The sequence below is a fragment of the Shewanella sp. 10N.7 genome, assembly GCF_020806285.1.
Taxonomy (GTDB): Bacteria; Pseudomonadota; Gammaproteobacteria; order Enterobacterales; family Shewanellaceae; genus Shewanella; species Shewanella electrodiphila.
Window position 1 is genome coordinate 24,036 of sequence record NZ_JAJGZS010000012.1, and the last position, 24,080, is coordinate 48,115.

Genomic DNA, 24,080 nt, shown 5'->3' on the forward strand with positions numbered 1-24,080 from the left:
ACAGAGTAAAGAAAAAGAAGTTAATACAGAAAAGCGATTGGATCATAGGAGCTAACGGACGCTAGCGCAAGTGTAGATTCTTATAAATCAGCGCTAAAATCCAATAAACTAAAAACAAAAAGCAGCCAACTGGCTGCTTTTGTATAAGTACAGATGATTATAGGGTCTAAAGATTAGATTCTTGAGCCTTTAGCACCATAAAATATAATGAATGCGTAACAAACCACAGGCAAAATAAATGCAGGTTGTATTCCCATACTGTCGGCCATCACACCTTGCAATAAAGGAATGATTGCACCACCAACAATAGCAAGGCAAAGCACACCGCTGCCCTGTGAAGTATGAGGCCCAAGATCTCTTAATGCTAAACTGAAAATCGTTGGGAACATAATCGAGTTAAATAAACCTACTGCCAAAATCGCATACATCGCTACTTGACCGCTGGTGTACATTGCAACTAACACTAATGCAGCCGCCATCAGGCCATTAAAAGCCAGCACTTTACCAGCAGAAATCTTTTGCATCACAGCAGAGCCAATAAAGCGTCCAACCATAGCTCCGCCCCAGTAATAAGTAATATATTTAGCAGCATCGGCTTCTTTAAGTCCTACAATATGCTCTTCGCCTAAAAAGTTAACTAAAAAACTACCAATTGATACTTCTGCGCCAACATAAACAAAAATACCGATAGCTCCCAAGACTAAATGAGTGCTTTGTAGTGCACTGCTTTTGCCTTTATAAGTCACTTCACCTGTTGAATCTGGTTCAACATGTGCTTCAATCACCGGCAGTTTAAGTTTCGCGAATATCACGGCTAACACCGCTAAAGTAGCAGCAAGAAACAAGTACGGCATTTTAACGACTTCAGCTTCTGCTTGTGCATGGCTTAATTCACCCACTGCGCCAGTGGCAACTGACAGAATTAAGATTGCGCCAAAGTATGGCGCAACTGTTGTACCTAAAGCATTAAAAGCCTGGGTTAAATTAAGGCGGCTTGATGCAGTTTCTTCACTACCCAGCGCATTAACGTATGGATTGGCAGCGACTTGTAAAATAGTAATACCCGACGCCAGCACAAATAGTGCCCCTAAAAACAATCCGTAAACAGCAAAATCAGCAGCAGGATAAAACAACGCGCAACCAAAACTAGCAATAACAAGCCCTGTGACAATCCCGCGCTGATAACCCAATTTTTTAACGAGTTTTCCAGCAGGGAGAGACACTAAAAAGTAAGCACCAAAGAAACAAAATTGAATCAACATTGCTTCGGTATAACTTAATGAAAATACTGCTTTTAAATGCGGAATAAGGATGTCATTTAAGCAAGTAATAAAACCCCACATAAAAAATAATGATGTGAGCGATACGAGTGCAAAACGATATTTCCCATCGCCTGAATGGCTGACGGTTGCGGTTCCGCTTGAAATTGTTGAGGCCATAATTTAGGTACTCTTGTTATTGTATTAAGAAACTTATACTGAGTTATCGGCTTGAATAATGAGTCAAGCTTATAAACTAAAACAGCAACTGAAGGTTGCTGTAATATCAACTTAGTCGATGATGGCAAAAAAGCTATTAAACCCATCAAAATTTAGCACACTGTCATTAACGAGTTCAGCGCTTGCTAAGCCATGATTATCAATAACTTGTTTAATATTAAGGTTTGAAACATCAAACTGGTTAGTGGTATTTGCCAGGTTAAACACCACTAACAAAGTTTGAGTTTCAAAATGACGTGTAAAAGCTAAAACAGGCTCATCAGTATCGATAAATTTAATGTCGCCTGCCACTAATGCTGGGTATTGTTTGCGCCATGCCAAAAAGTGACGATAGGCATTCAATGTAGAATCAGTATCATTTTCCTGAGAATCAACCGATAAAGCTTTATGTTCGTCAGGTATCGGTAGCCAAGGTTTGTTAGCTTCGCTAAAGCCTGCTTGAAGATGATCTTTTACCCAAGGAATAGGCGTTCTACAGCCATCACGTCCTTTGTACATCGGCCAAAAGGCGATACCGAATGGATCTTGTAGTTGTTCAAACTCAATCGGGGCTTCTGTTAATCCCAGCTCTTCCCCTTGATAGCTGCAAACACTGCCACGTAATGAACACAGTAAGCCATTTAGCATCTTAACAAGATCTGAATTGGTTTCACCTTTGCCCCAACGAGTTGCAACCCGCTGTACATCGTGGTTCCCAATAGCCCAACATGGCCAGCCGTCGCCAATGCTGGCTTCTAGCTCTTCTACGGTTTGACGTATATAAGCAGCGCTAAAATCGTTAGTTAATAATTCAAAGCTATATGCCATATGTAAGCGTTCGTCACCTTGAGTATATTCAGCCATCGTCGCCAAAGAATCTTCAGATGACACTTCACCTAACGTCACAGCACCTGGATATTTATTGATTAAGGCACGTAAATCTTCAATAAAACCGACGGTTTGTGGTCGAGTATTATTGAAATAGTGATATTGGTAAGCGTACGGGTTATCTTCACTAAAACCACGACCTTGACGCTGATCTTTTGGTTTCGCAGGGTTATCACGTAACTGTTCGTCGTGGTAACAGAACGTAATCGCATCTAACCTAAAACCATCGACACCTTTTTTAAGCCAGAACTCAACGTTATCTAATACCGCAGACCTTACTTCAGGATTGTGAAAGTTTAAATCTGGTTGGCTTTTTAAGAAGTTGTGTAAATAGTATTGTTGACGACGTGGCTCCCACTCCCATGCGCAGCCACCAAATATGGCTAACCAATTATTTGGTGCAGTCCCATCTTCTTGCGGATCAGCCCATACATACCAATCTGCTTTATCGTTATCGCGGCTTAATTTGCTTTGCTTAAACCAAGCGTGCTCGTCAGAGGTATGGCTTAACACCTGATCGATGACAACTTTAATGTTTAGCTTATGTGCTTTTGCAATAAGTTCATCAAAGTCTTGCATTGTGCCAAACATAGGATCAACGTCGAGGTAATCACTGATGTCATAGCCAAAGTCTTTCATTGGTGATTTAAAGAATGGCGAAATCCAAATAGCATCGACGTTCAAACTAGCAATGTAATCAAGTTTAGTAATGATCCCTTGTAGATCCCCTACTCCATCTCCATTGGAATCCATTAAGCTTCGTGGATATACCTGATATATCACTCCGCCACGCCACCATGATAACTGACTCATCGCACACCCTCTGTAATAAGCGAATTAACTACAAAACAACCTTGCTACAGTTAACTCTTTGTTGCGACCCAGTAACAGGTCGTCGTTATTATTTAATTGACTCGAGGATACGTGAATATGGAAATGAGGTTCAATAGAGCTGCATACGTATGCAAAGAATTAATACATTTTTCAAAAATACACACTAGAGAGTTTAGTGCTATAATTCAGATACTTAAATAGCCGGCAACATGACTTTCGAATGTTAATTAAAAGTAAAAAAAAGGTCTTTTTTTGCCTATCCAATCTTTGAATACGTATGCATAACGTTGTCGAGCAAAGAATGCTAGGAGTAGTATCTTCACTGTTCCGCAACAAAACGGAAATATACCTCAGCGCTTATGCAGTCAATTAAGCAAGCTGAAGAAAAATACTATAAAGACTGTAATTATAAATAATAGAAATCTAACAGCTCTACCTTACTTATAAGAGCTGTTGGCCATTCAGAAGGGGAAAGATGGATGTCGCTATTTAAACCAAGCTTACTGACGTTAGCAATGGTTGCTGCCAGTACAAGCATGTACGGCTACGCAGCTGAAGCAGAAGATACTGTTACTGCAGATGAATCAATTGAAGTACTAAAAGTCACCGGTATTCGCCGTAGCTTGCAAGAGTCTCAATCTTTGAAGATGTCATCATCATCAATTGTCGAAGCTATCTCAGCAGAAGATATCGGTAAGTTACCCGATGTTAGTATTGCAGAATCACTAGCACGTCTACCAGGTGTATCAGCTCAACGTCTAGATGGTCGTGCAAACGTCATCTCTATTCGAGGCATGGGCCCTGACTTTACAACTGCGACATTAAATGGTCGTGAACAGGCTTCAGTTAACGACAACCGTGGTGTTGAATTTGACCAATACCCTTCTGAATTATTAAACCGTGTCGTGGTATATAAGACTCCGGATGCATCAGTGATGGCTCAAGCCATTGGTGGTACCGTTGATATGCAAACCATTAGTCCTTTAGCACACGGCGAGCAAACATTCGCTATTGGTTTACGTGGCGAAATGAATGACCTTGGCGCGTTAAACAGTGGTTCTGAAGACACGGGTTACCGTGGCAGCATTTCGTATATCGACCAATTCGCTGATGACACAATTGGTATTGCACTTGGTTATGCTCGTATGCAGTCTCCAAACCAAGAAGAGCGCTGGCAAGCATGGGGTTACCCTGAAAATGATGCTGGTGACAGTGTTTTAGGTGGTGCTAAACCATTTGTTCGTTCTTCTGAGCTTGAACGTGATGGCGTGTTAGCAGTCTTTGAATATGCACCGAATGATTTTTTCCATTCAACTGTTGATCTTTATTACTCTAAATTTACTGATGATCAACGTTTACGTGGTATTGAAATCCCTGCTGCATGGGGCGCAAACGGTGGTGTTGAAGCTATTACTACTGAAGATGGTTTAGTCACTGAAGGTGTTATCCGAGGTGCTGAAGTTGTCGTTCGTAACGATGTCAATAAACGTGATGCTGAATCACTATCAGTAGGCTGGAATAACAAATTTACCATTAGTGAAAATTGGTCTGTTGAAGCTGATATTGCCCTTTCAAAAGCTGAACGTACTGATATCGGTATGGAAAGCTACAGCGGCACAGGTCGTGGTACAGGTGTTGGCGCGGTCGATGATTTAGGCTTTGCTTACAACGGCAATGGTGGCTACAACTTTACTCACGGTTTAGATTATTCAGATCCAAACGTGATTAAATTAGGCGATCCACTTGGTTGGGGTAGTCCATTAGGTGCTAACACTCAAGATGGTTTCATCAACAAACCTGAAATTGAAGATGAACTAAAATCTTTCCGTTTAAGTGCTGAATACATCTTTGACGAAGGTGTTGTACGTAGTATCGAATTTGGTGTTAACCGTACAGACCGTGATAAAACCAAGCTAGATAAAGGTTACTATTTAACGCTTAAAGGTTATGACGGCACTGATCCTAATTATGTAATGACTGTACCGGATCAATACTTACTTAGCCCTACTTCGCTTGACTTCTTCGGTATGGGTGATGTGTTAAGTTACGATTCATTAGCTTTTTATAATGACGGAAATTACACAGAAACTGACGTAGCAAACGTAGACTTATCTCGTGCGACCAACTCTTGGGGCGTATACGAAGAAATTTCAACAGCATACGTCATGGCAAACCTTGATACTGAAATATTTGACCTACCATTAACTGGTAACGTCGGTCTACAGGCGGTTCACAGTGATCAAAGTTCAGATGGTACTGTTGCAACTGTAGAAAATGGTGAAGTGGTTCTCACTCCACGCACTGCAGGTGACGACTACGTTGAATGGTTACCAAGTATCAACTTAGGTTTAAGCATCGCAGATGGCCAAATGCTTCGCTTTGCTGCTGCACGTACTCTTACCCGTGCTCGTATGGATAAGATGAATGCAAACGTTAACTTTAGCTACAATGAAAACCCTAACGACGGCGTTAACTGGTCAGGTAGCGCAGGTAATGTTGAACTACGTCCTTGGATGGCACGTCAATATGACATCAGTTACGAAAACTACTTCAGTGATCAAGGTTACTTTGCTGTTGCCGTTTTCTATAAAGACTTAGAAAACTACGTTTATGATCAACAATCTGCTTTTGATTTCAGTACTATTTTACCGCAAAATCCGGGTGATAACCCAATTGGATTAGTCACGCAACCACAAAATGGTGATGGCGGTTATGTTCAAGGTATTGAAGCATCATTCTCATTAGATTTCGGTCAATTTGCTGATGTACTAGGTGGCTTTGGTACTGTAATGAGTGGTTCTTATAACGATAGTGAAGTGAAAGAAACCCCAGATAGCGACCCAACAACGTTACCAGGTTTATCTGAGAAAACATTTAACGCGACTGTTTACTATGAAAACTCAGGCTTTGAAGCACGAGTGAGTTCTCGTTACCGTAGTGATTTCCTAGGTGAAGTCACCGCAATCAGTTTGACTCGTCAAAATGTTAACGTGAAAGCTGAAACTGTAGTCGATGCACAAGTGGGTTATGACTTCTCTGAAAGTGGTATTGATGCCCTTTACGGCTTATCAGTATTATTCCAGGTGAATAACTTAACTAATGAGCCTTTCACATCTTACACAGGTGATGATGCTCGTCATGTACGTGACTACCAAAACTATGGTCGTAACTACATGTTAGGTGCGAACTACAAGTTCTAATCTAACGACGACAATAAAGCCTCTGTAACCTGTTACAGGGGCTTTTTTACTTTATGACTATCCATAATCCAAATAGAAAACTCATATTTTAAAATAACTAATCTAAGGCGATTACTATGGAAAATAACAAAATAAAAAACATTGTAATTGTAGGTGGCGGGACTTCTGGCTGGATGACTGCTGCCATGCTCAGTAAATTATTCAAAAATCAATTAAGTATTACCCTTATTGAATCTAAAGATATAGGCACTATTGGGGTTGGTGAAGCGACCATACCTCCTCTGCAAATATTCAATAGTGTTTTAGGCATCAAAGAAGCCGATTTTATCAAGCAAACTCAAGCCAGTTATAAACTCGGTATACAGTTTGAGAACTGGGGTAAAGAGCAAGACAGCTATATGCATGCCTTTGGCGATGTGGGGAAAGATATTGGCTACACCCAATTCCATCATTATTGGAAGAAGTCACAACCCAAACATGCCATGTCATTTTGGGACTATTCGTTAAATTATCAGGCTGCTAAAGAAAACAAGTTCTCGGACATTGATAAAATTGCAGGTTCACCATTACATGGCCTTACTCATGCCTACCATTTTGATGCAAGTTTATATGCCAAGATGCTTAGGCAATACAGCGAAAATTTGTCCGTTAATCGAATTGAAGGCTTAATTACCTCAGCTCAGCTTAATTCCCAAGGCAACATAGAGTCTGTCACCTTAAAGGATAATCAGGTAATTAACGGTGATTTATTTATTGATTGCTCAGGTTTTGCAGCATTATTAATAGAGAAACAACTGAACGTTGGTTATGAAAATTGGCAACATTGGCTGCCTTGTGACAGTGCTTATGCCGTACCTTGTGAACGATCTGAACCATTAGTGCCTTATACTCGCTCAATTGCTCATAATGCTGGCTGGCAATGGCGTATTCCATTACAGCATCGCACAGGAAATGGTCTGGTTTATTCCAGTAAACATATTTCTGACGAAGCTGCAAAAGCATTATTACTTGATAATCTTGATGGTAAAGCATTAGCAGAACCTAAAAAAATCAACTTCAAAACCGGTCGTCGTGAAATGCAGTGGCACAAAAACTGTATCGCGATCGGCCTATCAAGTGGTTTTTTAGAACCCCTTGAATCGACGAGTTTGCATCTAGTCCAATCTGCAATTATCCGCCTCACTAAATTTTTCCCTCACAATGGCATACAGCAAGCCAATGTTGATGAATATAACCGACAATCAAAACTTGAATTTGAACAAATTCGCGACTTCATCATTCTTCATTATCACGTCAATAGCAAAGCACACTCTTCAAATGAGCCCGATTTATGGCAGCAATGTCGTGACATGCCGATACCAGATTCGTTAAAGCAAAAAATCGAATTGTTTCGTGCAACAGGAACGGTAACTCGTTATCAAGATGAGCTTTTTACTGAGGCAGCTTGGGTCCAAGTGCTGCTAGGCCAAGGTATTGAACCAGATGATTATAATCCTCTTGCTAACAATATTACCGATAGTGATCTTAAGGAGTTTTTAGCTAACGTGAAGCAAATCATTACAACAGCAGTCAGTCAAATGCCAAGCCATGATGATTTCATCAAGCGTTTATAAATTTATTCGCAGTTTCTAACAGATATTCTCTAGCAAACAGTAATTATTAAAAAAGAATAAAAGGTTTCAACATGACTTATCAACCCAACAAATTTACCTATTCTCTACTGGCTACGTTGATGTTTTCAGCTCCTTCATTTGCCGAAATTACCAATCTTTCTGTTGAACCAGAATCATGGTGGGCTGATATGGAAAATAGCAGCTTACAAATACTGGTATATGGCGATAACATTAGTCAAATGCAGGTTAAGTTAGATCAATCTCAGGGTGTAAAACTAAAGCAAACTCATCAATCAACCAGCCCAAATCACCTTTTCATCGACCTTGATTTGAAAAATGCTCAACCTCAAACCTTGCAGTTCGGTCTTTATGATAACGACACATTTATTCAAAGCTTTGATTACTCAATACAAGCTCGTGAAGTTGGTTCACGTGATAGACAAGGCTTTAGCAACAAAGATGTCATTTATCTCATCACCCCCGATCGTTTCGTTAATGGCAACCCTGATAACGATAATCACCCTAGCATGCTTGAAAACGTCAATCGCAGCGATAAAGATGGTCGTCATGGTGGTGATATTATGGGAATACGTAAATCGCTACCTTATTTACAAGACTTAGGTGTCACCCAATTATGGATAAACCCGTTACTAGAAAATAACCAAGCTCAATATTCCTACCATGGTTATTCAACCACTGATTTTTACAACATAGATCCTCGCTTTGGCAGTAATGAAGAATACAAATCATTAGTGGAAGAAGCACAGCAGTTTGGTATTGGGATCATCAAGGATGTCATTGTAAACCATATGGGTTCAGGGCATAGGTGGATGGCTGACTTCCCAACGTCAACCTGGATTAATGGCCAAAAACAATGGCAACAAAACCCTCAAGACATCATCTACACCAGCCATCGCAGAACCACAGTTCAAGGCCCATACGCCATGGCCGATGATAGAGCTGAGTTTGAAAATGGCTGGTTCACTGACACTATGCCTGACATGAATCAAACTGATCCATTTATGGCAACTTACCTTATCCAGAACAGTATTTGGTGGGTGGAATATGCTGGCTTAAGTGGCATTCGCGAAGACACCTACTCATATGCAGACAAGGCATTTTTGACTCGTTGGTCCAAAGCTATCATGGATGAATACCCAAACTTCAATATTGTCGGTGAGGAATGGACTGATAACCCAATTACAGTCAGCTACTGGCAAGCAGGAAAACAAAACGCCGACGGCTATGTATCACACACACCTAGCATGATGGACTTTCCATTGTATGAAGTTCTTATTTCAAGCCTGACAGAAAATGAAGACTGGGGCAGCGGCTTTATAAACTTATATGAAATGCTCGCTAATGATGTGGTTTATGCAAAGCCAACCGACTTAGTGTTATTTGAAGGTAATCATGACACTAATCGCCTTTTCAGTTTAATGAATGATGATATTGCATTGTATAAAATGGCGATGACATATGTAATGACCAGCAACCGAATCCCGCAAATGTTTTATGGCTCTGAAGTATTGATGACCAGCCCGACAAAAGATCGTAATGACGGTCTCGTTCGTGGTGATTTCCCAGGCGGTTGGGCAGATGATGCAGTGAATGTATTCACACAGCAAAACTTATCTGAACTCCAAGCAGATGCATTAGCATTTAATAAAACCTTACTCAATTTTCGAAAAAGTTCATTAGCGCTGCAGCAAGGCGCGTTATCTCACTACGTGCCTAAAGACGGGGTTTATATACAAGCAAGACGTTACAAAGCTGCTAATAGAGATGAAACCGTACTGATAATTTACAATAAAAACGACCAGCCACAGCAACTGGATCTATCTCGTTTTAAAGATGTTATTGGTGACAATAAAAACGGCGAAAATATCTTCTCACAACATTCGTATTCATTAGATAAGTCGCTCACATTAAAAGAGAAAGGTGTCATTATCTTAACACTATCAAAATAATCTCTTTCCTTTGAGATAACGCAGAAACAACTAAAATTATAACGCTGTCATAAGAGATAACTATGTCGACTTTATTACCAAGCATAAGTTTATTACAAAACACGAATGCATTAGCAAACAAGAAATCTTCTATTATAAGATTAAGCATGTGCGCTGCCGCATTATTCATGGTCGGCTGCACTAAGCAGACTCCAGTAGAAAATTCATTAATGGAATCTTCATCGTCAGCTAAAACTGAAAAGGAATTGATGTCTGAGCCTTTGACAGGAAAACCCGTGGTGTACCAAGTCTTCACCCGTTTATACGGTAATACCAACACCACAAATAAGCCTTGGGGAACCATCGCAGAAAATGGTGTGGGTAAATTCAGCGACTTTACCGACATAGCCCTACAAGACATCAAATCATTAGGCACTACTCACCTTTGGTATACGGGTATTCCGCACCATGCATTAATCAATGACTACAGTGAATTTGGTATTAGTAATGACGACCCTGATGTCGTAAAAGGTCGTGCAGGGTCACCTTATGCAGTAAAGGATTACTACAATGTTAATCCCGACTTAGCAGATAACCCACAGCTACGTTTAGCCGAATTTGAAGCATTAATCAAACGAACTCATGATAATGGCATGCAAGTTATTATTGATATTGTGCCGAATCATGTAGCAAGAGATTACCAATCATTAGACGCACATGATCCGACTCAAGCAACCCTGTTACCTAAAAATCGTCAATTTGGCCAAAATGATAATACTCAAGTTGAATACGACAAAAACAATAACTTCTATTATGTGGTTGATTCAGAGTTTGCCGTACCCGACGCCATTAATGGCTATCAGCCGCTAGGAGGTGAACAGCACCCTCTGGCCGATGGCATGTTTGAAGAAAAACCAGCTAAATGGACAGGTAACGGTTCCCGTTTGGCTAAACCTCATACAAATGATTGGTATGAAACTGTTAAGGTAAATTACGGTGTTAAACCAGACGGCAGTTACGACTTCCCAGCTCTACCAGAACATTTTGCAGACAAAAGTGTTACTGAGCACTATGCATTTTGGCAATCACAAAATGCCGCTGAGATACCAGAGTCTTGGATCAAATTTAAAGACATCACACAATATTGGTTAGCTAAAGGCGTTGATGGATTTCGTTATGATATGGCCGAAATGGTGCCCGTCGAGTTTTGGAGTTACTTAAACAGTAATATTAAACATATCAAACCTAATGCATTTTTACTGGCTGAAGTCTATAACCCTAGCCTTTATCGCGATTTTATTCATTTAGGAAAAATGGATTATCTGTACGATAAAGTCGATTTATACGACACATTAAAAGACATTATTCATGGCAAAACATCAACCGCACAAATCGCGGTTGATCAAGCAAAAGTGATGGATATTGAACAACATATGCTGCACTTTTTAGAAAACCATGACGAGCAACGTATTCATACTGATGACTTTGCTGGTACACCAGAGGCAGCGTTGCCAGCTATGGTTGTGTCTACAACCATAAGTCGCTCTCCAACCCTTATATATTTTGGTCAAGATGTAGGTGAACAAGGCGCTGAAAATGCAGGCTTTGGACAAGCTACAAGAACCAGTATTTTTGATTATGTGGGCGTGCCAGCACACCAGCGCTGGATGAACAATGGCGCCTTTGATGGCGGTCAATCGTCAGCAAGTGAAAAGTCACTTCGTCAGTATTACCAAACCCTATTAAACCTCAGCCATACCGCCCCTGCACTTACAGGCAAGTATTATGAGCTAGATAGTATAAACCGTTTGAGTGAACAAGCTGAAAATGAAGCTAATAGCTCAACTGATAGTCTTAGTCTTAGTCTCAATACCAATATCAATATCAATGCCAATAATCAATACAATGACAGCTCATTCGCATTTAGTCGTTATAACGATGAACAATTCATCATTGTGGTTACAAACTTTAGCTCTTCAGATGAGTCATCGTTTACTTTATCACTACCGACTGAATTAATCAGCGCTGCCAAATTAACTGCTGCTCAATATCAATTAGTCGATTTACTTGACGATAAAAAGCAATCACAACAACTTAGTATCAATCAAGCAGCGGCTGGCACAATCAGCATTAAACTTAATCCGCTTGAATCGCAAGTTTTAGCCGTTGATTTATAAGCCTTAACCTCAAGGTTTTATAGTAGATTCTTGGTTTTAAAGACAGGGTAAAAATTAAACTAAAAAGCCAGAACGTCATCCTAAATGACCTTCTGGCTTTTTATCACCCCATCAACAAACAAACTTATTTATATAGCTGAACAGGTTCTACGGTTATCTTGTAATCTTGTTTCAATTCGTCAAGCAAAAGCTGGCTCAAGGTTGCTGCTGCGCGATACAAGCCAGACGTACTGTGTTCATTAACTAACTCAAGAAAACGTCCACTCCAAGGTAATAAGTGCATTTTTAACAGTGTTGCCGTTCGATTAGCTTCTGGGTGCTCACATAACGACTCATTAAAGTCATTTAAGCTGGTATGCTCCTCAGCGTCATCAAGTTCCATACAATGGATCAAAGCCACCAGCATCAGACTAAAATGATCCACTGGTTCATTTTGTTCTAAAGTGAAATTCAACTGGTACTTCTTACAAAACTCCATAAATGCCAACGTCGTTAAGTCAAATAAACGATTTTGCTTATTGAGATACACAGAGCCCCACGGGTATGCAAACTTGCCTTTGGGTCGAATAAATAACCCATTAAAATCTTGTTTTAATTCTACTAAAGGCTGCTCAGTTGCCAGCCTTTTAATCTCATTCAATAAAATTAAAACCGGACCTTGCGAGTTAGTTCTATTTGTTATGAATAATGAGGTATCCAGTTCGGATATCGTTTCCTTTAAATCTTCATCAGGGTTTCTATAAAATATTTCAGCTAAAAGATTAAACATTAACGCCTTAGATTTAACGTTATCAGCATTAGTCATGTTATTTCCTTATTATTTACTTACCTTCATAGTATTTCAGGTTATTATTTATATCTGTGATACGTTCCAATTTATATAAAACAATTAGTACGATTTATTTAAGACAGTGACTTAGATCATCATTCTATTTTTCAATAACTCGTATGATTAAATGATTGCTATTAAACATGTTAGGTAGATTTATGTTAGTGATGAGTTTTAAAGAAAGGTGGCGCGCAGCAGAGTTAGCTAGCGCAATAGAAAAAAGCTTGGTGAATGACCCTGTTTGGAAAGCATCATCTAACCCAGCAAAGTCTATCGATGACATTAGCAGAAAACTAGCAAGCCTTGTTATCACTGACTTTAGACGAATCGACTCCTTACCTAAAACATTAAATGAAGCAGAGTTATTAGGCGCATTCTTTTCTGGTTTCAGTATGCTAATCAATAATAGCGTTAACCAGCAAACCATGACTAAAACAGATTACTCTATCATTGCCTTAGCAAGAGGGTTTGCTTTAGATATTGATTTATCGCACAACCAAGCGTTATTAGACCATGCAAGATCTGTTATTCAAGTAGCTAATAACTGGGATAAACATATAAGAAATGTCAATCAACGTCGTAATACTCGCTTCACTGTATAGCGTAATACTAATTAATGACTTGTTATAATGCATTAAATTTTATAAAAATATTAATCATATAACTACGACTTTATAAGAGTTATCTTAATTATACTTACCTAAATAAAAAGCCAGCATCAGCTGGCTTTTTATTATCACTTATTAAATATAGGCCTAAATAAATTATACTTTAGGCTTATATAAATTTGATGTTCTTATTCTCTTAATTTAATAAATACTGTGGTTGGCCCAGTCCCTAAGTCTGAATGTCCATCACCTGATAAACTTGCACCTGGTAACGCCATCGCCTCACTTAGATCCATAACATCGAGTACTTGTACTGGACAACCCGATACACAAAAAGGCTTTTCACCAGCATCAAGTTTGTCTTTACACATATCACACTTAGATAGAATCCCCCGCCCAGGGTCTACTTTAGGGGCATCATATGGACATGACATTTTACACATGCCACAACCAATACATGTTGCATCATCGATATAAACAATCCCATCATCACGTTTAAACATAGCGCCAGCAGGACATTTTGCGACACATACTGGCTCTTCGCAATGGTGACAAGATTGGCTTAAGAACACAGCGACATCTCGTCCTTGATTATTCGGTTTCTCACCTTGGCTTACATCACGTAGCGTAATGAATTCATTCATATCTTTACCTGCTTGGCAGGCAACTGTACATGCGTCACAACCTACACAGTTTTCTTGACGAAATACAAAACATTTTTGTTCAGTCATTGATTTATTCCTTAATGAATTGGATTACGCTGGTGCAATATCAACACGAGTAGCATGGAAAGATGAACCATTATTCATGTCAGTTAACTCACTGTTTGTTAGTTGGTTAACTGCACTTCCGCTTCCATTCTCATTCAGTTTTTTCCAACTGTTTTTCCAAGCAAACACAGTACCCACTGCCGTCATTGGCTCTACTCTGGCTACAAACTGAATTGATGCGGTACGGTTTTCATAACGCGTAGCCGTCAATATGACTTGATCGCCATCATTAATGCCTTTTGCTGCTGCGTCACTCGGATTGATATACACAGTGTGCTGAGGGAATGTACCCGCAATGAATTTGATGTTAGCCCATTGAGAGTTACTCATTTTAGGGTGAGCTGGGGTTAATAAGCGGAATTCACGCGCTTTTTCTTCATCCGTCATCCCTTTTGTAGCAAAATCATTCGATTCAGGGGTGCCAGTATCAATGACAGGATTGAATTTTTCTGGGTCAAAATAAGTACCACTGGTATCTTTAAATTCAATTTTGCCACTTGGTGTTGGGAAGTCGTAATCTTTTCTGAATGGATATGGCACAATTGGACTATCCCAATTTTGTTCGCATAGCTCATCGTAGCTAATATTGCCTTTCCAAGTCCCGCGCATAATGTCATCCATGCTTTCACTAAACTCAGGGTCGCTGTAACCCATTGCCTTAGCAAGTTCTTGGAAAATGATGGTATCGGGTTTTGACTCATACAGAGGCATAATCGCTTTGGTACTGTGCTTAGCGTAGTAACATTGATAGCTATCGATCATGTTCACTTGCTCAATGTAGCTTGATGTTGGCAGAAGATAATCAACATAATCCATGGTGTCCGTTTGGAATAAATCGATACCAACTAAAAACAAGTCATCTCGCATTAAGCCAGTTTCAATTAAATCAACATCGGGTGCAATCGCCATTGGATTACTTGAATAAACAATCATGGCTTTAATTGGGTCACAAGGCTCATCAAAAGCTAATGGGCCATATTGTCCGTCTTCATGTTGATAATCTTCTGGTAATAATGATTTACCGATTTCATTGATACTGACCGTATCTCTTACTGCGCCTTCAGGTGTTAATGAACCGCCACCAGCATAGCCCCAATCATACATGCCACCAGCTTGGGTATTTAGGTAAACAACGCCCGCACCCACTTTACCAATATTACCGGTTAATGCTGCAATAGTAGGGATCGCTTTCACCATACGACCACCGTTTAAAGTACGCTGTAAGCCATAACCAATGCGGATCATCGCACATGATGCACCAGCATAAGCGCGTGCAAACTCTTGGTATTCAGCTTTACTTACACCGGTTTCTAACTCAATTTCTTCATGCGTAAACTCATCAAGACGAGCTAATAATGCTTCGTAATCTTGAGTGTAAGATTCGATAAAGCCAGTATCGTGCAGGCCTTCTTCAACCAATACTTTCGAAATGCCAATAACTAAGGTTGCATCAGTACCTGCGGTAGGTTGTAACCAAACATCTGCTTGAGATGCAAGAGGTGTTCTTGCAGGGTTAACCACTAAAATTTTAGCGCCATTATCACGCGCTTGGTTAATGAATTTAAGATGATGGATATTGGTTGCTTGCTCATTGGTACCCCAAGAGACAAAACACTTAGTGTTGACGTAATCTTCAGGGCTTGGACCAGAAAACTCACCTAAGATTGAACTCATGCCAGAATAACCGGCACTAGCACAAATGTTTCTTTCTAATTTTCGGCTAGCGATACGGTTAAAAAATCGGTTAGCACCTGATGTCGCGCCGATCCCGCTATATCCAGAATAGGTATAAGGTAGGATCGCATTACCAGTATGAGCTGCAATAATTTCATTTAACTTGGCGGCAATTTGCGTATTCGCTTCTTCCCACGTAATCGGTTCAAATGTTGCACCTGGTCCTCTTGGACCTACTCGCTTCATTGGCTGTTGAATTCTATCAGGACTATAAATTGATTGCAGATAAGCATGGCCTTTAACGCAAGGAGTACCTGCTGTAACTGGGTGAGTTGGATCGCCATTTACTGCAACAGCAACGCCATCTTTTGTCGATATCATTAAGCTACATCTATCACCACAGTTTCGCGGACAAGTTGTATGAAATACACCATCTGGTTCAGGTGTTGGAGGCTCAATTACTGGCGGTTCAGTCGTGTCATCATCACTACTAGAACACCCCATAATACTTGCGGAAAATGCAAATGCGCTACTGCCTTTTAAAAAGCTACGTCTGTTCATCACCATGGTATTTCCTTTTTTTTTATGTAAAGGAACAATACCAAATCATACTTTCAGCAAATAGAAGTTTAAATTGTAAAATATAGGTAAGTCATAGATTTAGCTGCACTTTTAACACTATCACAATTGCTATTACTGCAAGGCGCATTTGCAAAATCTAAATTTAATAGCCACTTTTTGAAACAATTACAGCGAGCGCAATCAAACACATTAACACCTGTATCTAAGAGGCATTTTCAGTACCAAATAAACAACGATACAACTAGTAATTTATTTCTCAATTTTCAATTAAACACCTAATTACAAATACTTCTCATTTCAAATATATTTTATAAACGTAAAAATAAATTCAACCAATTTATGACAATTGAATTGAATACGTATGTAACAAATTGCAGCTGAATAATTAACAGCTCTACTATGGGTTAAGGAAATACAAATAATAAAATGGAGTCACAATGTTATTCGCTTCAAATAACAAGCAGCATTCAATTACATCAAACATCAACTGTAAGCGAGCTCTACTAACGACATTGAGCGCCCTAACACTCTTTGCAACCCATACTCATGTGCATGCCCAAACTGTAACCGTCAGCTCCCCTGATAAAAAAATTCTTGTCAGCCTTACTGATGATGGTGATAGACCAGAGTATAAAGTCAGCTTTAATGGCCAAGATGCAGTATTAAATTCACGTTTAGGTTTGGTATTTCAGTCTTTGGGGGAATTCGGCAGCGGTTTTGAAATTAAGTCATCTGATATTGAGTCATCCTCTACCCCTTGGCAGCAGCCCTGGGGCGAACGAGAATGGGTACTTGATCAGCACAATAAACTCACCACAACATTTTCAAATGGCACCTATGAGTTTACGCTTGAATTTAAAACCTTTGATGACGGTATTGGCTTTAGATATACCGTCCCTAAACAAGCCTCTCTCGCCGATGTTACATCGCTTAATATAATTAACGAGCTCACTGAATTTTCAGTACCTGATGCCCATAATGCAACAGCTTGGTGGATCCCTGGGCGTGGTTGGAACCGTTACGAATATTTATATAACACCACAAGTGTTAATAAGGTCGACCGCGCACATACACCATTCACATACAAATTAAAGAGTGGCACCCATTTAAGTATTCATGAAGCCGCCTTAACCAATTACGCAGCTATGGTGCTAGATCAACGCAGAGACGGCACATTAAAAGCTGATTTAACCCCATGGTCTGACGGTATATTAGTTAAAACAGCACCCGGATTTACCACCCCATGGCGTACGGTTCAAATAGCCGATAAAGCGACAGGCTTGCTCAATTCAGATTTAATCCTCAACCTTAACGAGCCCAATAAACTCGGCGATGTCTCTTGGGTGCAACCAGGAAAATATGTTGGTATTTGGTGGGGCATGCATTTGAATGAAAACACTTGGGGATCGGGTGAAAAACATGGCGCAACCACCAGCGAGACTAAACGCTATATGGACTTTGCCGCCAAATATGGCTTTGATGGCGTGCTGGTCGAGGGTTGGAATATCGGTTGGGATGGTAGCTGGTTTCATAATGGCGATGTTTTCAGCTTTACTAAACCCTATGATGATTTTGATATCGACGCAGTAAGTGAATATGGCGCGAGCAAAAATGTGCGATTAATTGGTCACCATGAAACCTCTGGTTCAGTTACCAACTACCGTAACCAGATGAGCGACGCTTACGACCTGTATAAAAAGCACGATGTGACTCAAATTAAAACAGGTTACGTTGCTGATGGCGGTGATATTAAGCGTATCGACGAAAATGGTATAACTCGCCACGAATGGCACGATGGTCAGTTTATGGTGAACGAATACCTCCATAGCGTCACTGAGGCCGCTAAACGCGGGATCAGTATCAATACTCATGAACCAGTAAAAGATACTGGTCTTCGTCGTACTTATCCGAACTGGATTGCCAGAGAAGGTGCCCGTGGACAAGAGTTTAATGCTTGGGGCACACCGCCTAACAATCCAGAACATACCGCTATTTTGCCATATACCCGTATGTTGTCAGGCCCAATGGATTTCACTCCTGGTATTTTCGACTTAGCTCCTAAGGGCTTAGATGCAGTGAACCGCGTACAAACCACCCTTACAAAACAATTAGCCTTGTATGTGGTGTTATACAGCCCGATTCAAATGGCCGCTGATTTACCAAGAAATTATGTAGAAAGATTAGATGCATTTCAGTTTATTCAGGATGTACCCACGGATTGGAGTGAGAGTATCGCTGTAGCGGGTGAAATCGGTGATTATGTCGCCTTTGCCCGCAAAGACCGTGCATCAGAAGATTGGTATCTCGGTGCACTGACAGACGAAAGTCCACGTAAAGTCGTCATTAAACTCGATTTCTTAGGAGCAGATAAACAATATCAAGCGCAAATTTATCGTGATGGTGATAAAGCGAATTGGGAAACCAATCCCTATGATTATGTGATTGAAACCAAGACTGTCACCGCAAAAGATGAAATGAGCTTATCACTTGCTAGCAGTGGCGGCACTGCGATTCGCTTCAAAGCTTTGTGATTTGGATTAGGCTCATGACTTACGTTTACATCGCTGGCTAGTTTGCATCGCTGGCTAGGTTACACCGTTAGTTAAACCCGTTATCAATGCTTTACTCGTTATATTGTTTAACGAGCCAATTAATTTAACAATCTCCCCCCAAAAGCCTGTTGTGCAATGTCTTCATTGCCTTCAGGTTTTTCTTCATTTACAGTGCCTTATATTTCATTCTTAAATACAATGCTAGCACCAATACTGCTGCCTACCTGTTACAAGTATGATCACTTTTCGTTGTGCATAAATGATGAATACGTATGTAATGAGTTGTGCCAAATTCCGCCTCAAGGCTAATATAAAACCTGCTAAATTTCTTCCTCTGCTTGTGGGGATGGATTGGGCTAGGTCGTTACTGACACATCACCTTCATCGGATTGTGTCAGGTTTTGAGTACCTTTGATAACTTCATTATCAACCGAAGATATCAATACGAGGTCTTTGGCGAATACCCGTCTAAGGGAGATGAGTATTCGCCATTTTTTTAACTATCGTTTTATCAGACGTATTAAGCACCTAGCGATAGCCACTAGTAAAATAAGAATTCAGCCTTGATGCTGAACGAGCCATTTAAAATGGAAGATAAAGGAATAATCATGTCTGTCGATAATAATAACCAGCCTCAGGCTTCAACACAGATCCAGCGTCGTCAACAACCGGAATTAAGCTTCTGGCAAATTTTTAACATGTGCTTCGGATTTTTGGGGATCCAATTTGGTTTTGCGTTACAAAACGCCAACGTCAGTCGCATATTTCAAACCTTAGGCGCAGAAATAGACGAAATACCAATTCTATGGATTGCAGCTCCCCTTACGGGCCTTATTGTACAACCTATTATTGGTTACTTAAGTGATAATACATGGAATGGTCTTGGGCGACGTCGTCCTTACTTTCTCATCGGTGCAATCTGTACCACACTAGCCTTATTCATCATGCCGCACTCACCCGTACTTTGGGTTGCTGCTGGCATGCTATGGATTATGGATGCATCAATTAATATTGCTATGGAGCCCTTTCGAGCATTTGTAGGCGATAACCTGCCAAAAAGCCAACGCACACAAGGCTATGCAATGCAGAGTTTCTTTATCGGTATTGGTGCCGTTGTTGCTTCTGCCCTTCCTTATATTTTAACCAACTTTTTTGACGTCGCGAATACTGCACCGGAAGGACAAATAGCCGACTCAGTTCGCTATGCATTTTACTTTGGTGGCGCGGTGCTATTTCTTGCTGTTGGCTGGACTGTAATCTCTTCAAAAGAATACTCACCTGAAGAAATCAGTGCTTTTCAAGCTCAAGATGAAGCCCAAAGCGGACAAGAAACCTCAGACGAACAACGCTCGCGCACTGCTGGCCAGTATCAATTTGCGGCGCTGTTATGGATGGCTGTTGGCGCTATCGCAACCGGCCTGGTCATGGGTTTTGACTTGGACAAACAACTGTATATTCTCACCATAGGTATTTTCACTTTTGGTCCACTTCAGCTGTACTGCTCAATGGCACTCAAAAAAGTGACGAGCACCAACATTGCTGAACGAGAGTCACTCGGAATGGTTTTTAATGTGGTAGATGATTTATTTCATATGCCCAAAGCCATGCACCAACTGGCGATTGTGCAATTTTTCTCTTGGTTTGCTCTATTCGCAATGTGGATTTATACCACCTCAGCCGTGACCTCATATCATTACGGCACATCAGATGTATTAACCAAAGCATACAATGATGGTGCTGATTGGGTTGGGATGTTATTTGCCTCTTATAACGGCTTTGCTGCATTAGCCGCGATTGCCATTCCCTTCTTAGCTAAAGCCGTCGGTATACGTTTTGCTCACACCATTAACCTTACCTTAGGTGGGCTTGGTTTAATCAGCTTCTTCTTTATTACAGATCCGGCTTTGTTATGGATCCCAATGATTGGGGTTGGTATCGCTTGGGCATCGATTCTTTCAGTTCCTTATGCAATGTTATCGGGGATTTTACCACCGAAAAAAATGGGCGTATTCATGGGGATTTTTAACTTCTTTATCGTTATCCCCCAACTACTTGCTGCCAGTGTATTAGGCGTAATTTTAAAAACCTTGTTTGACGGTCAGCCAATTTTCGCATTAATAACGGGTGGTGTATTTATGATTATTGCCGGTGTTGCAGTGCTATTTGTTGACCAACCTAGCAGCGATGTTTAATTAAACTCACGATACAAATTCAAAAAATCAGAAGTTAAATAGCTGAACTTGCTAGTAATAACGTTCGCTAATTACAAATAACTTAATAACAGTTTGATAAAAATAAAATTTAATTTGGGGATAGTCATAAATGAAAACCGTATTACACAAGACTACACATAAAAAATCAGTCATCGCTCATGCAGTCAATGCTGCGGTCATCGGTGCTTCAATCTTTGCGTTAACCGCATGCTCTGATACCAGTACTACCGACACAGGTACTAGCAAGGCTAAAGAATTAACAACCACAACAAACAGCATTGCACCTGGTGCACCAGGTATCGATCCAACTTGGGCATTCTCAGGTAAAACGGGTATTGGTACTTCTTATGAACCTTATGTCGATGGCCAATACCAAAGCAGTGCAGAAAACCCAGTCAGTAAAGTATGGTTCTCGTTAGCACAAGGTATTTTAACTGAAACCATGTATGGCATGATCCATAATGCACAGCTTAAAGAAATGCAATTCATCGTAACGGGTGAAGGTTTTGTTGATACAGAAAAAGAAGACACCATCAGTACCATTGAATACCTTCATCAAGATGAGCAAGGGCGTCCACTTTCGTTAGCTTACAAAGTGACTAACAAAGCCAAAAATGGCCAATATCGAATAGAAAAGCACTTTTTTACTGATCCAAACCGCGACAGTATGATGATGAAAGTTATTTTTACTGCCTATGCAGATGGCATTACCCCCCACCTTTACGCTAACCCTCATATTGATAACAGCGGCGCAAATGACATTGCAGTCATTGAAGAACAAGCCTTGGTTGCATTCACCGCTAAGGCTGAATCATCAGTGATGACGATTAAATCTGATGTTGCTTTCACCCAAGCGAGCGCTGGTTTTGTCGGCACATCTGATGGTTTAAGTGATTTAAAAGATAATGGAAAGTTAGATAGTCTGTATAGCAGTACTAGCGCCGATAAAGCTTCAGCGGGTAACGTTGCCCTTACAGCGCAATATCCAACCCTCAATAAAGCTCAAGGCAGTAATACCCTTGAGATGAATGTAGCCATCGGTTTTGGCGCTGATAAGCAAAGCAGTTTAGCCAATACAGATGCAACATTAGCGACGGGTTATGACAAAGTCTTAAGCGCCTATTTGGGCGACGACAAACACACAGGTTGGAAAGATTATTTAGCCTCACTACCTGCAATTAATGCAATGAGTGCAAACACAACAGATGATGGACAACTTCTCTATACCAGCGCACTTGTACTAAAAGCCCAGGAAGATAAAACCCATGCAGGAGCTTTAATCGCTTCGCTATCAAACCCTTGGGGCGACTCAGTTTCGGCAAAAGTCGGTAGTACTGGTTATAAAGCTGTATGGCCGCGTGATTTCTATCAATGCGCAATGGCATTTCTTGCGATGGGCGATACTGAAACACCAAAAGTAGCCTTTGAATACTTGAAAAAGGTTCAGGTCAGTCAACAAACACCTGAATACGTCGGTACCCCTGGTTGGTTCTTACAAAAAACCCATGTGGATGGCGAGATTGAATGGGTCGGAGTACAACTAGACCAAACCGCCATGCCAATCATGTTGGGTTGGAAATTATGGCAAGCTGGCGTGTTAACCGATACCGAAATTACTCAGTGGTATCAAGAAATGTTAAAACCTGCGGCAGAGTTTTTAGTCACAGGCGGCAAAGTGAAACTCGACTGGAATGACACCGAAATCATCCCGCCAAGTACTCAACAAGAACGCTGGGAAGAACAAGCTGGATTCTCACCTTCAACCACTGCGGCAGTCATTGCCGGGCTCGTTGCTGCGAGTGATTTAGGCAAACTTGCTAAAGATGGCGAAGCCGAAGAGTACTTAGCTATTGCTAAGAAACTTGAAGCCAGTCTTGAAAGTACCATGGTCACTAATAACGGTGAATTAGCGAAAGACAACAAGCCTTATTACGTGCGTATTAGCCCAAATGGGAATCCGAATAATGACGACAAGCTACTGGATAACAATGGTAAGCCAGGGCTAGATCAGCGTACTATTTTGGATGGTGGTTTCTTAGAGTTAGTCCGATATGGCGTTAAGAATGCTAACGACAGCGTCATTCAAAATAGTGTGATGCTAATTGATAACACTGAACTTGAACATAACTTGCGAGTTAAGTATGAGTTTACCGCTAAAGATGGCAGCAAAATACCTGGTTATCGACGCTATGGTAATGATGGTTACGGTGAAGATATCACCACGGGTCTGAGTTATGCAGAGAAAGGCAATACCGAAGATCAACGTGGTCGAGTATGGCCTTTCTTTACTGGTGAACGCGGACATTATGAACTCGCATTAGCAAAATCTACCGACACCTTGACACCTGAAGTGCATCAGCAATTGATCAATACATACGTTCAAGGTATGGAAACCTTTGCTAATGAAGGATTAATGCTACCAGAACAAGCTTGGGATGGTGTGGGTAACCCAACACGATACAACTATGAAATGGGCCAAGGCACTAACTCGGCGACACCACTTGCTTGGACGCATGCTGAGTACGTTAAACTCGTACGTTCTATGACTGATAAAGCAGTTTGGGACTTCTACCCTGTCGTTGCAGAAAAACTAAACCAGTAATCTTGAGTATTACTCTTGCTGTAATACGATGTAACTAGTCTTGTTAAGACGTCAGTAAAGGCCACTTTAAGTGGCCTTTTTTATGCTTTTCAAATGACATTGTATTAAGCA

13 protein-coding genes are annotated in these 24,080 nt (G+C 40.6%); 8 read left to right on the plus strand and 5 right to left on the minus strand.

The window, feature by feature from the left end; translation table 11 throughout:
• Positions 1-173 precede the first annotated feature (173 nt).
• Positions 174-1,439: a sugar MFS transporter gene (locus tag LMH66_RS09390; protein ID WP_102526197.1), complete on the minus strand. Its 1,266-nt coding sequence runs from the start codon at positions 1,437-1,439 to the stop codon at positions 174-176.
• A 111-nt stretch (positions 1,440-1,550) separates the two neighbouring features.
• Positions 1,551-3,179 carry an alpha-glucosidase family protein gene (locus LMH66_RS09395; protein WP_229369521.1) on the minus strand — a complete coding sequence of 543 codons (1,629 nt, stop codon included), beginning with the start codon at positions 3,177-3,179 and terminating at the stop codon, positions 1,551-1,553.
• A 500-nt stretch (positions 3,180-3,679) separates the two neighbouring features.
• Between LMH66_RS09395 and LMH66_RS09400 the strand changes: the two genes are divergently transcribed.
• The 4 genes from LMH66_RS09400 to LMH66_RS09415 all read left to right on the plus strand — a co-directional run bounded on the left by LMH66_RS09400 (position 3,680) and on the right by LMH66_RS09415 (position 12,139).
• A complete protein-coding gene (locus LMH66_RS09400) occupies positions 3,680-6,400 on the plus strand; it encodes a TonB-dependent receptor (protein WP_229369522.1) in 2,721 nt (906 codons plus the stop codon).
• A 116-nt stretch (positions 6,401-6,516) separates the two neighbouring features.
• Complete coding sequence (locus tag LMH66_RS09405; RefSeq protein ID WP_229369523.1) at positions 6,517-8,013, plus strand: tryptophan halogenase family protein; 1,497 nt, start codon at positions 6,517-6,519, stop codon at positions 8,011-8,013.
• 71 nt (positions 8,014-8,084) lie between these two features.
• The gene (locus tag LMH66_RS09410) at positions 8,085-9,983 is read left to right on the plus strand and encodes a glycoside hydrolase family 13 protein (protein ID WP_229369525.1); all 1,899 of its coding nucleotides are present in this window, start codon (positions 8,085-8,087) and stop codon (positions 9,981-9,983) included.
• Positions 9,984-10,045: 62 nt separating this feature from the next.
• Positions 10,046-12,139 carry an alpha-amylase family protein gene (locus tag LMH66_RS09415; protein ID WP_229369526.1) on the plus strand — a complete coding sequence of 698 codons (2,094 nt, stop codon included), beginning with the start codon at positions 10,046-10,048 and terminating at the stop codon, positions 12,137-12,139.
• A gap of 124 nt (positions 12,140-12,263) precedes the next feature.
• Here LMH66_RS09415 and LMH66_RS09420 read toward each other — a convergent pair whose 3' ends face one another.
• The gene (locus LMH66_RS09420; protein WP_229369527.1) at positions 12,264-12,944 is read right to left on the minus strand and encodes a TorD/DmsD family molecular chaperone; all 681 of its coding nucleotides are present in this window, start codon (positions 12,942-12,944) and stop codon (positions 12,264-12,266) included.
• Positions 12,945-13,126: 182 nt separating this feature from the next.
• On the opposite strand from LMH66_RS09420, the gene LMH66_RS09425 reads away from it, so the two are divergent.
• Positions 13,127-13,570 carry a hypothetical protein gene (locus LMH66_RS09425; protein ID WP_229369531.1) on the plus strand — a complete coding sequence of 148 codons (444 nt, stop codon included), beginning with the start codon at positions 13,127-13,129 and terminating at the stop codon, positions 13,568-13,570.
• A gap of 194 nt (positions 13,571-13,764) precedes the next feature.
• Here the strand turns inward: LMH66_RS09425 and LMH66_RS09430 are convergent, their stop codons facing one another.
• Positions 13,765-14,307: a 4Fe-4S dicluster domain-containing protein gene (locus LMH66_RS09430; protein WP_102526205.1), complete on the minus strand. Its 543-nt coding sequence runs from the start codon at positions 14,305-14,307 to the stop codon at positions 13,765-13,767.
• Between the two features lie 24 nt (positions 14,308-14,331).
• On the minus strand, positions 14,332-16,587 hold the full coding sequence (locus LMH66_RS09435) for a molybdopterin-containing oxidoreductase family protein (protein WP_229369534.1): 2,256 nt from the start codon (positions 16,585-16,587) through the stop codon (positions 14,332-14,334).
• 452 nt (positions 16,588-17,039) lie between these two features.
• Here LMH66_RS09435 and LMH66_RS09440 point away from each other — a divergent pair, with 452 nt between their 5' ends.
• From LMH66_RS09440 to LMH66_RS09450, 3 genes are all read left to right on the plus strand, one after another.
• Positions 17,040-19,133, plus strand: coding sequence for a glycoside hydrolase family 97 protein (locus LMH66_RS09440; RefSeq protein ID WP_229369541.1), 2,094 nt, complete (start codon positions 17,040-17,042; stop codon positions 19,131-19,133).
• A gap of 629 nt (positions 19,134-19,762) precedes the next feature.
• A complete protein-coding gene (locus LMH66_RS09445; protein ID WP_229369543.1) occupies positions 19,763-21,346 on the plus strand; it encodes an MFS transporter in 1,584 nt (527 codons plus the stop codon).
• A gap of 130 nt (positions 21,347-21,476) precedes the next feature.
• Positions 21,477-23,969 (plus strand): glucan 1,4-alpha-glucosidase, encoded by a 2,493-nt coding sequence (locus LMH66_RS09450; RefSeq protein ID WP_229369545.1) that lies wholly within the window; start codon positions 21,477-21,479, stop codon positions 23,967-23,969.
• The last annotated feature ends 111 nt before the right edge of the window (positions 23,970-24,080 follow it).

Coding starts and splice junctions, on each gene's coding strand:
- LMH66_RS09390 (WP_102526197.1), bottom strand. CDS start 1,439: ATGGCCTCAACAATTTCAAGCGGAACCGCAACCGTCAGCCATTCAGGC.
- LMH66_RS09395 (WP_229369521.1), bottom strand. CDS start 3,179: ATGAGTCAGTTATCATGGTGGCGTGGCGGAGTGATATATCAGGTATAT.
- LMH66_RS09400 (WP_229369522.1), top strand. CDS start 3,680: ATGTCGCTATTTAAACCAAGCTTACTGACGTTAGCAATGGTTGCTGCC.
- LMH66_RS09405 (WP_229369523.1), top strand. CDS start 6,517: ATGGAAAATAACAAAATAAAAAACATTGTAATTGTAGGTGGCGGGACT.
- LMH66_RS09410 (WP_229369525.1), top strand. CDS start 8,085: ATGACTTATCAACCCAACAAATTTACCTATTCTCTACTGGCTACGTTG.
- LMH66_RS09415 (WP_229369526.1), top strand. CDS start 10,046: ATGTCGACTTTATTACCAAGCATAAGTTTATTACAAAACACGAATGCA.
- LMH66_RS09420 (WP_229369527.1), bottom strand. CDS start 12,944: ATGACTAATGCTGATAACGTTAAATCTAAGGCGTTAATGTTTAATCTT.
- LMH66_RS09425 (WP_229369531.1), top strand. CDS start 13,127: ATGTTAGTGATGAGTTTTAAAGAAAGGTGGCGCGCAGCAGAGTTAGCT.
- LMH66_RS09430 (WP_102526205.1), bottom strand. CDS start 14,307: ATGACTGAACAAAAATGTTTTGTATTTCGTCAAGAAAACTGTGTAGGT.
- LMH66_RS09435 (WP_229369534.1), bottom strand. CDS start 16,587: ATGGTGATGAACAGACGTAGCTTTTTAAAAGGCAGTAGCGCATTTGCA.
- LMH66_RS09440 (WP_229369541.1), top strand. CDS start 17,040: ATGTTATTCGCTTCAAATAACAAGCAGCATTCAATTACATCAAACATC.
- LMH66_RS09445 (WP_229369543.1), top strand. CDS start 19,763: ATGTCTGTCGATAATAATAACCAGCCTCAGGCTTCAACACAGATCCAG.
- LMH66_RS09450 (WP_229369545.1), top strand. CDS start 21,477: ATGAAAACCGTATTACACAAGACTACACATAAAAAATCAGTCATCGCT.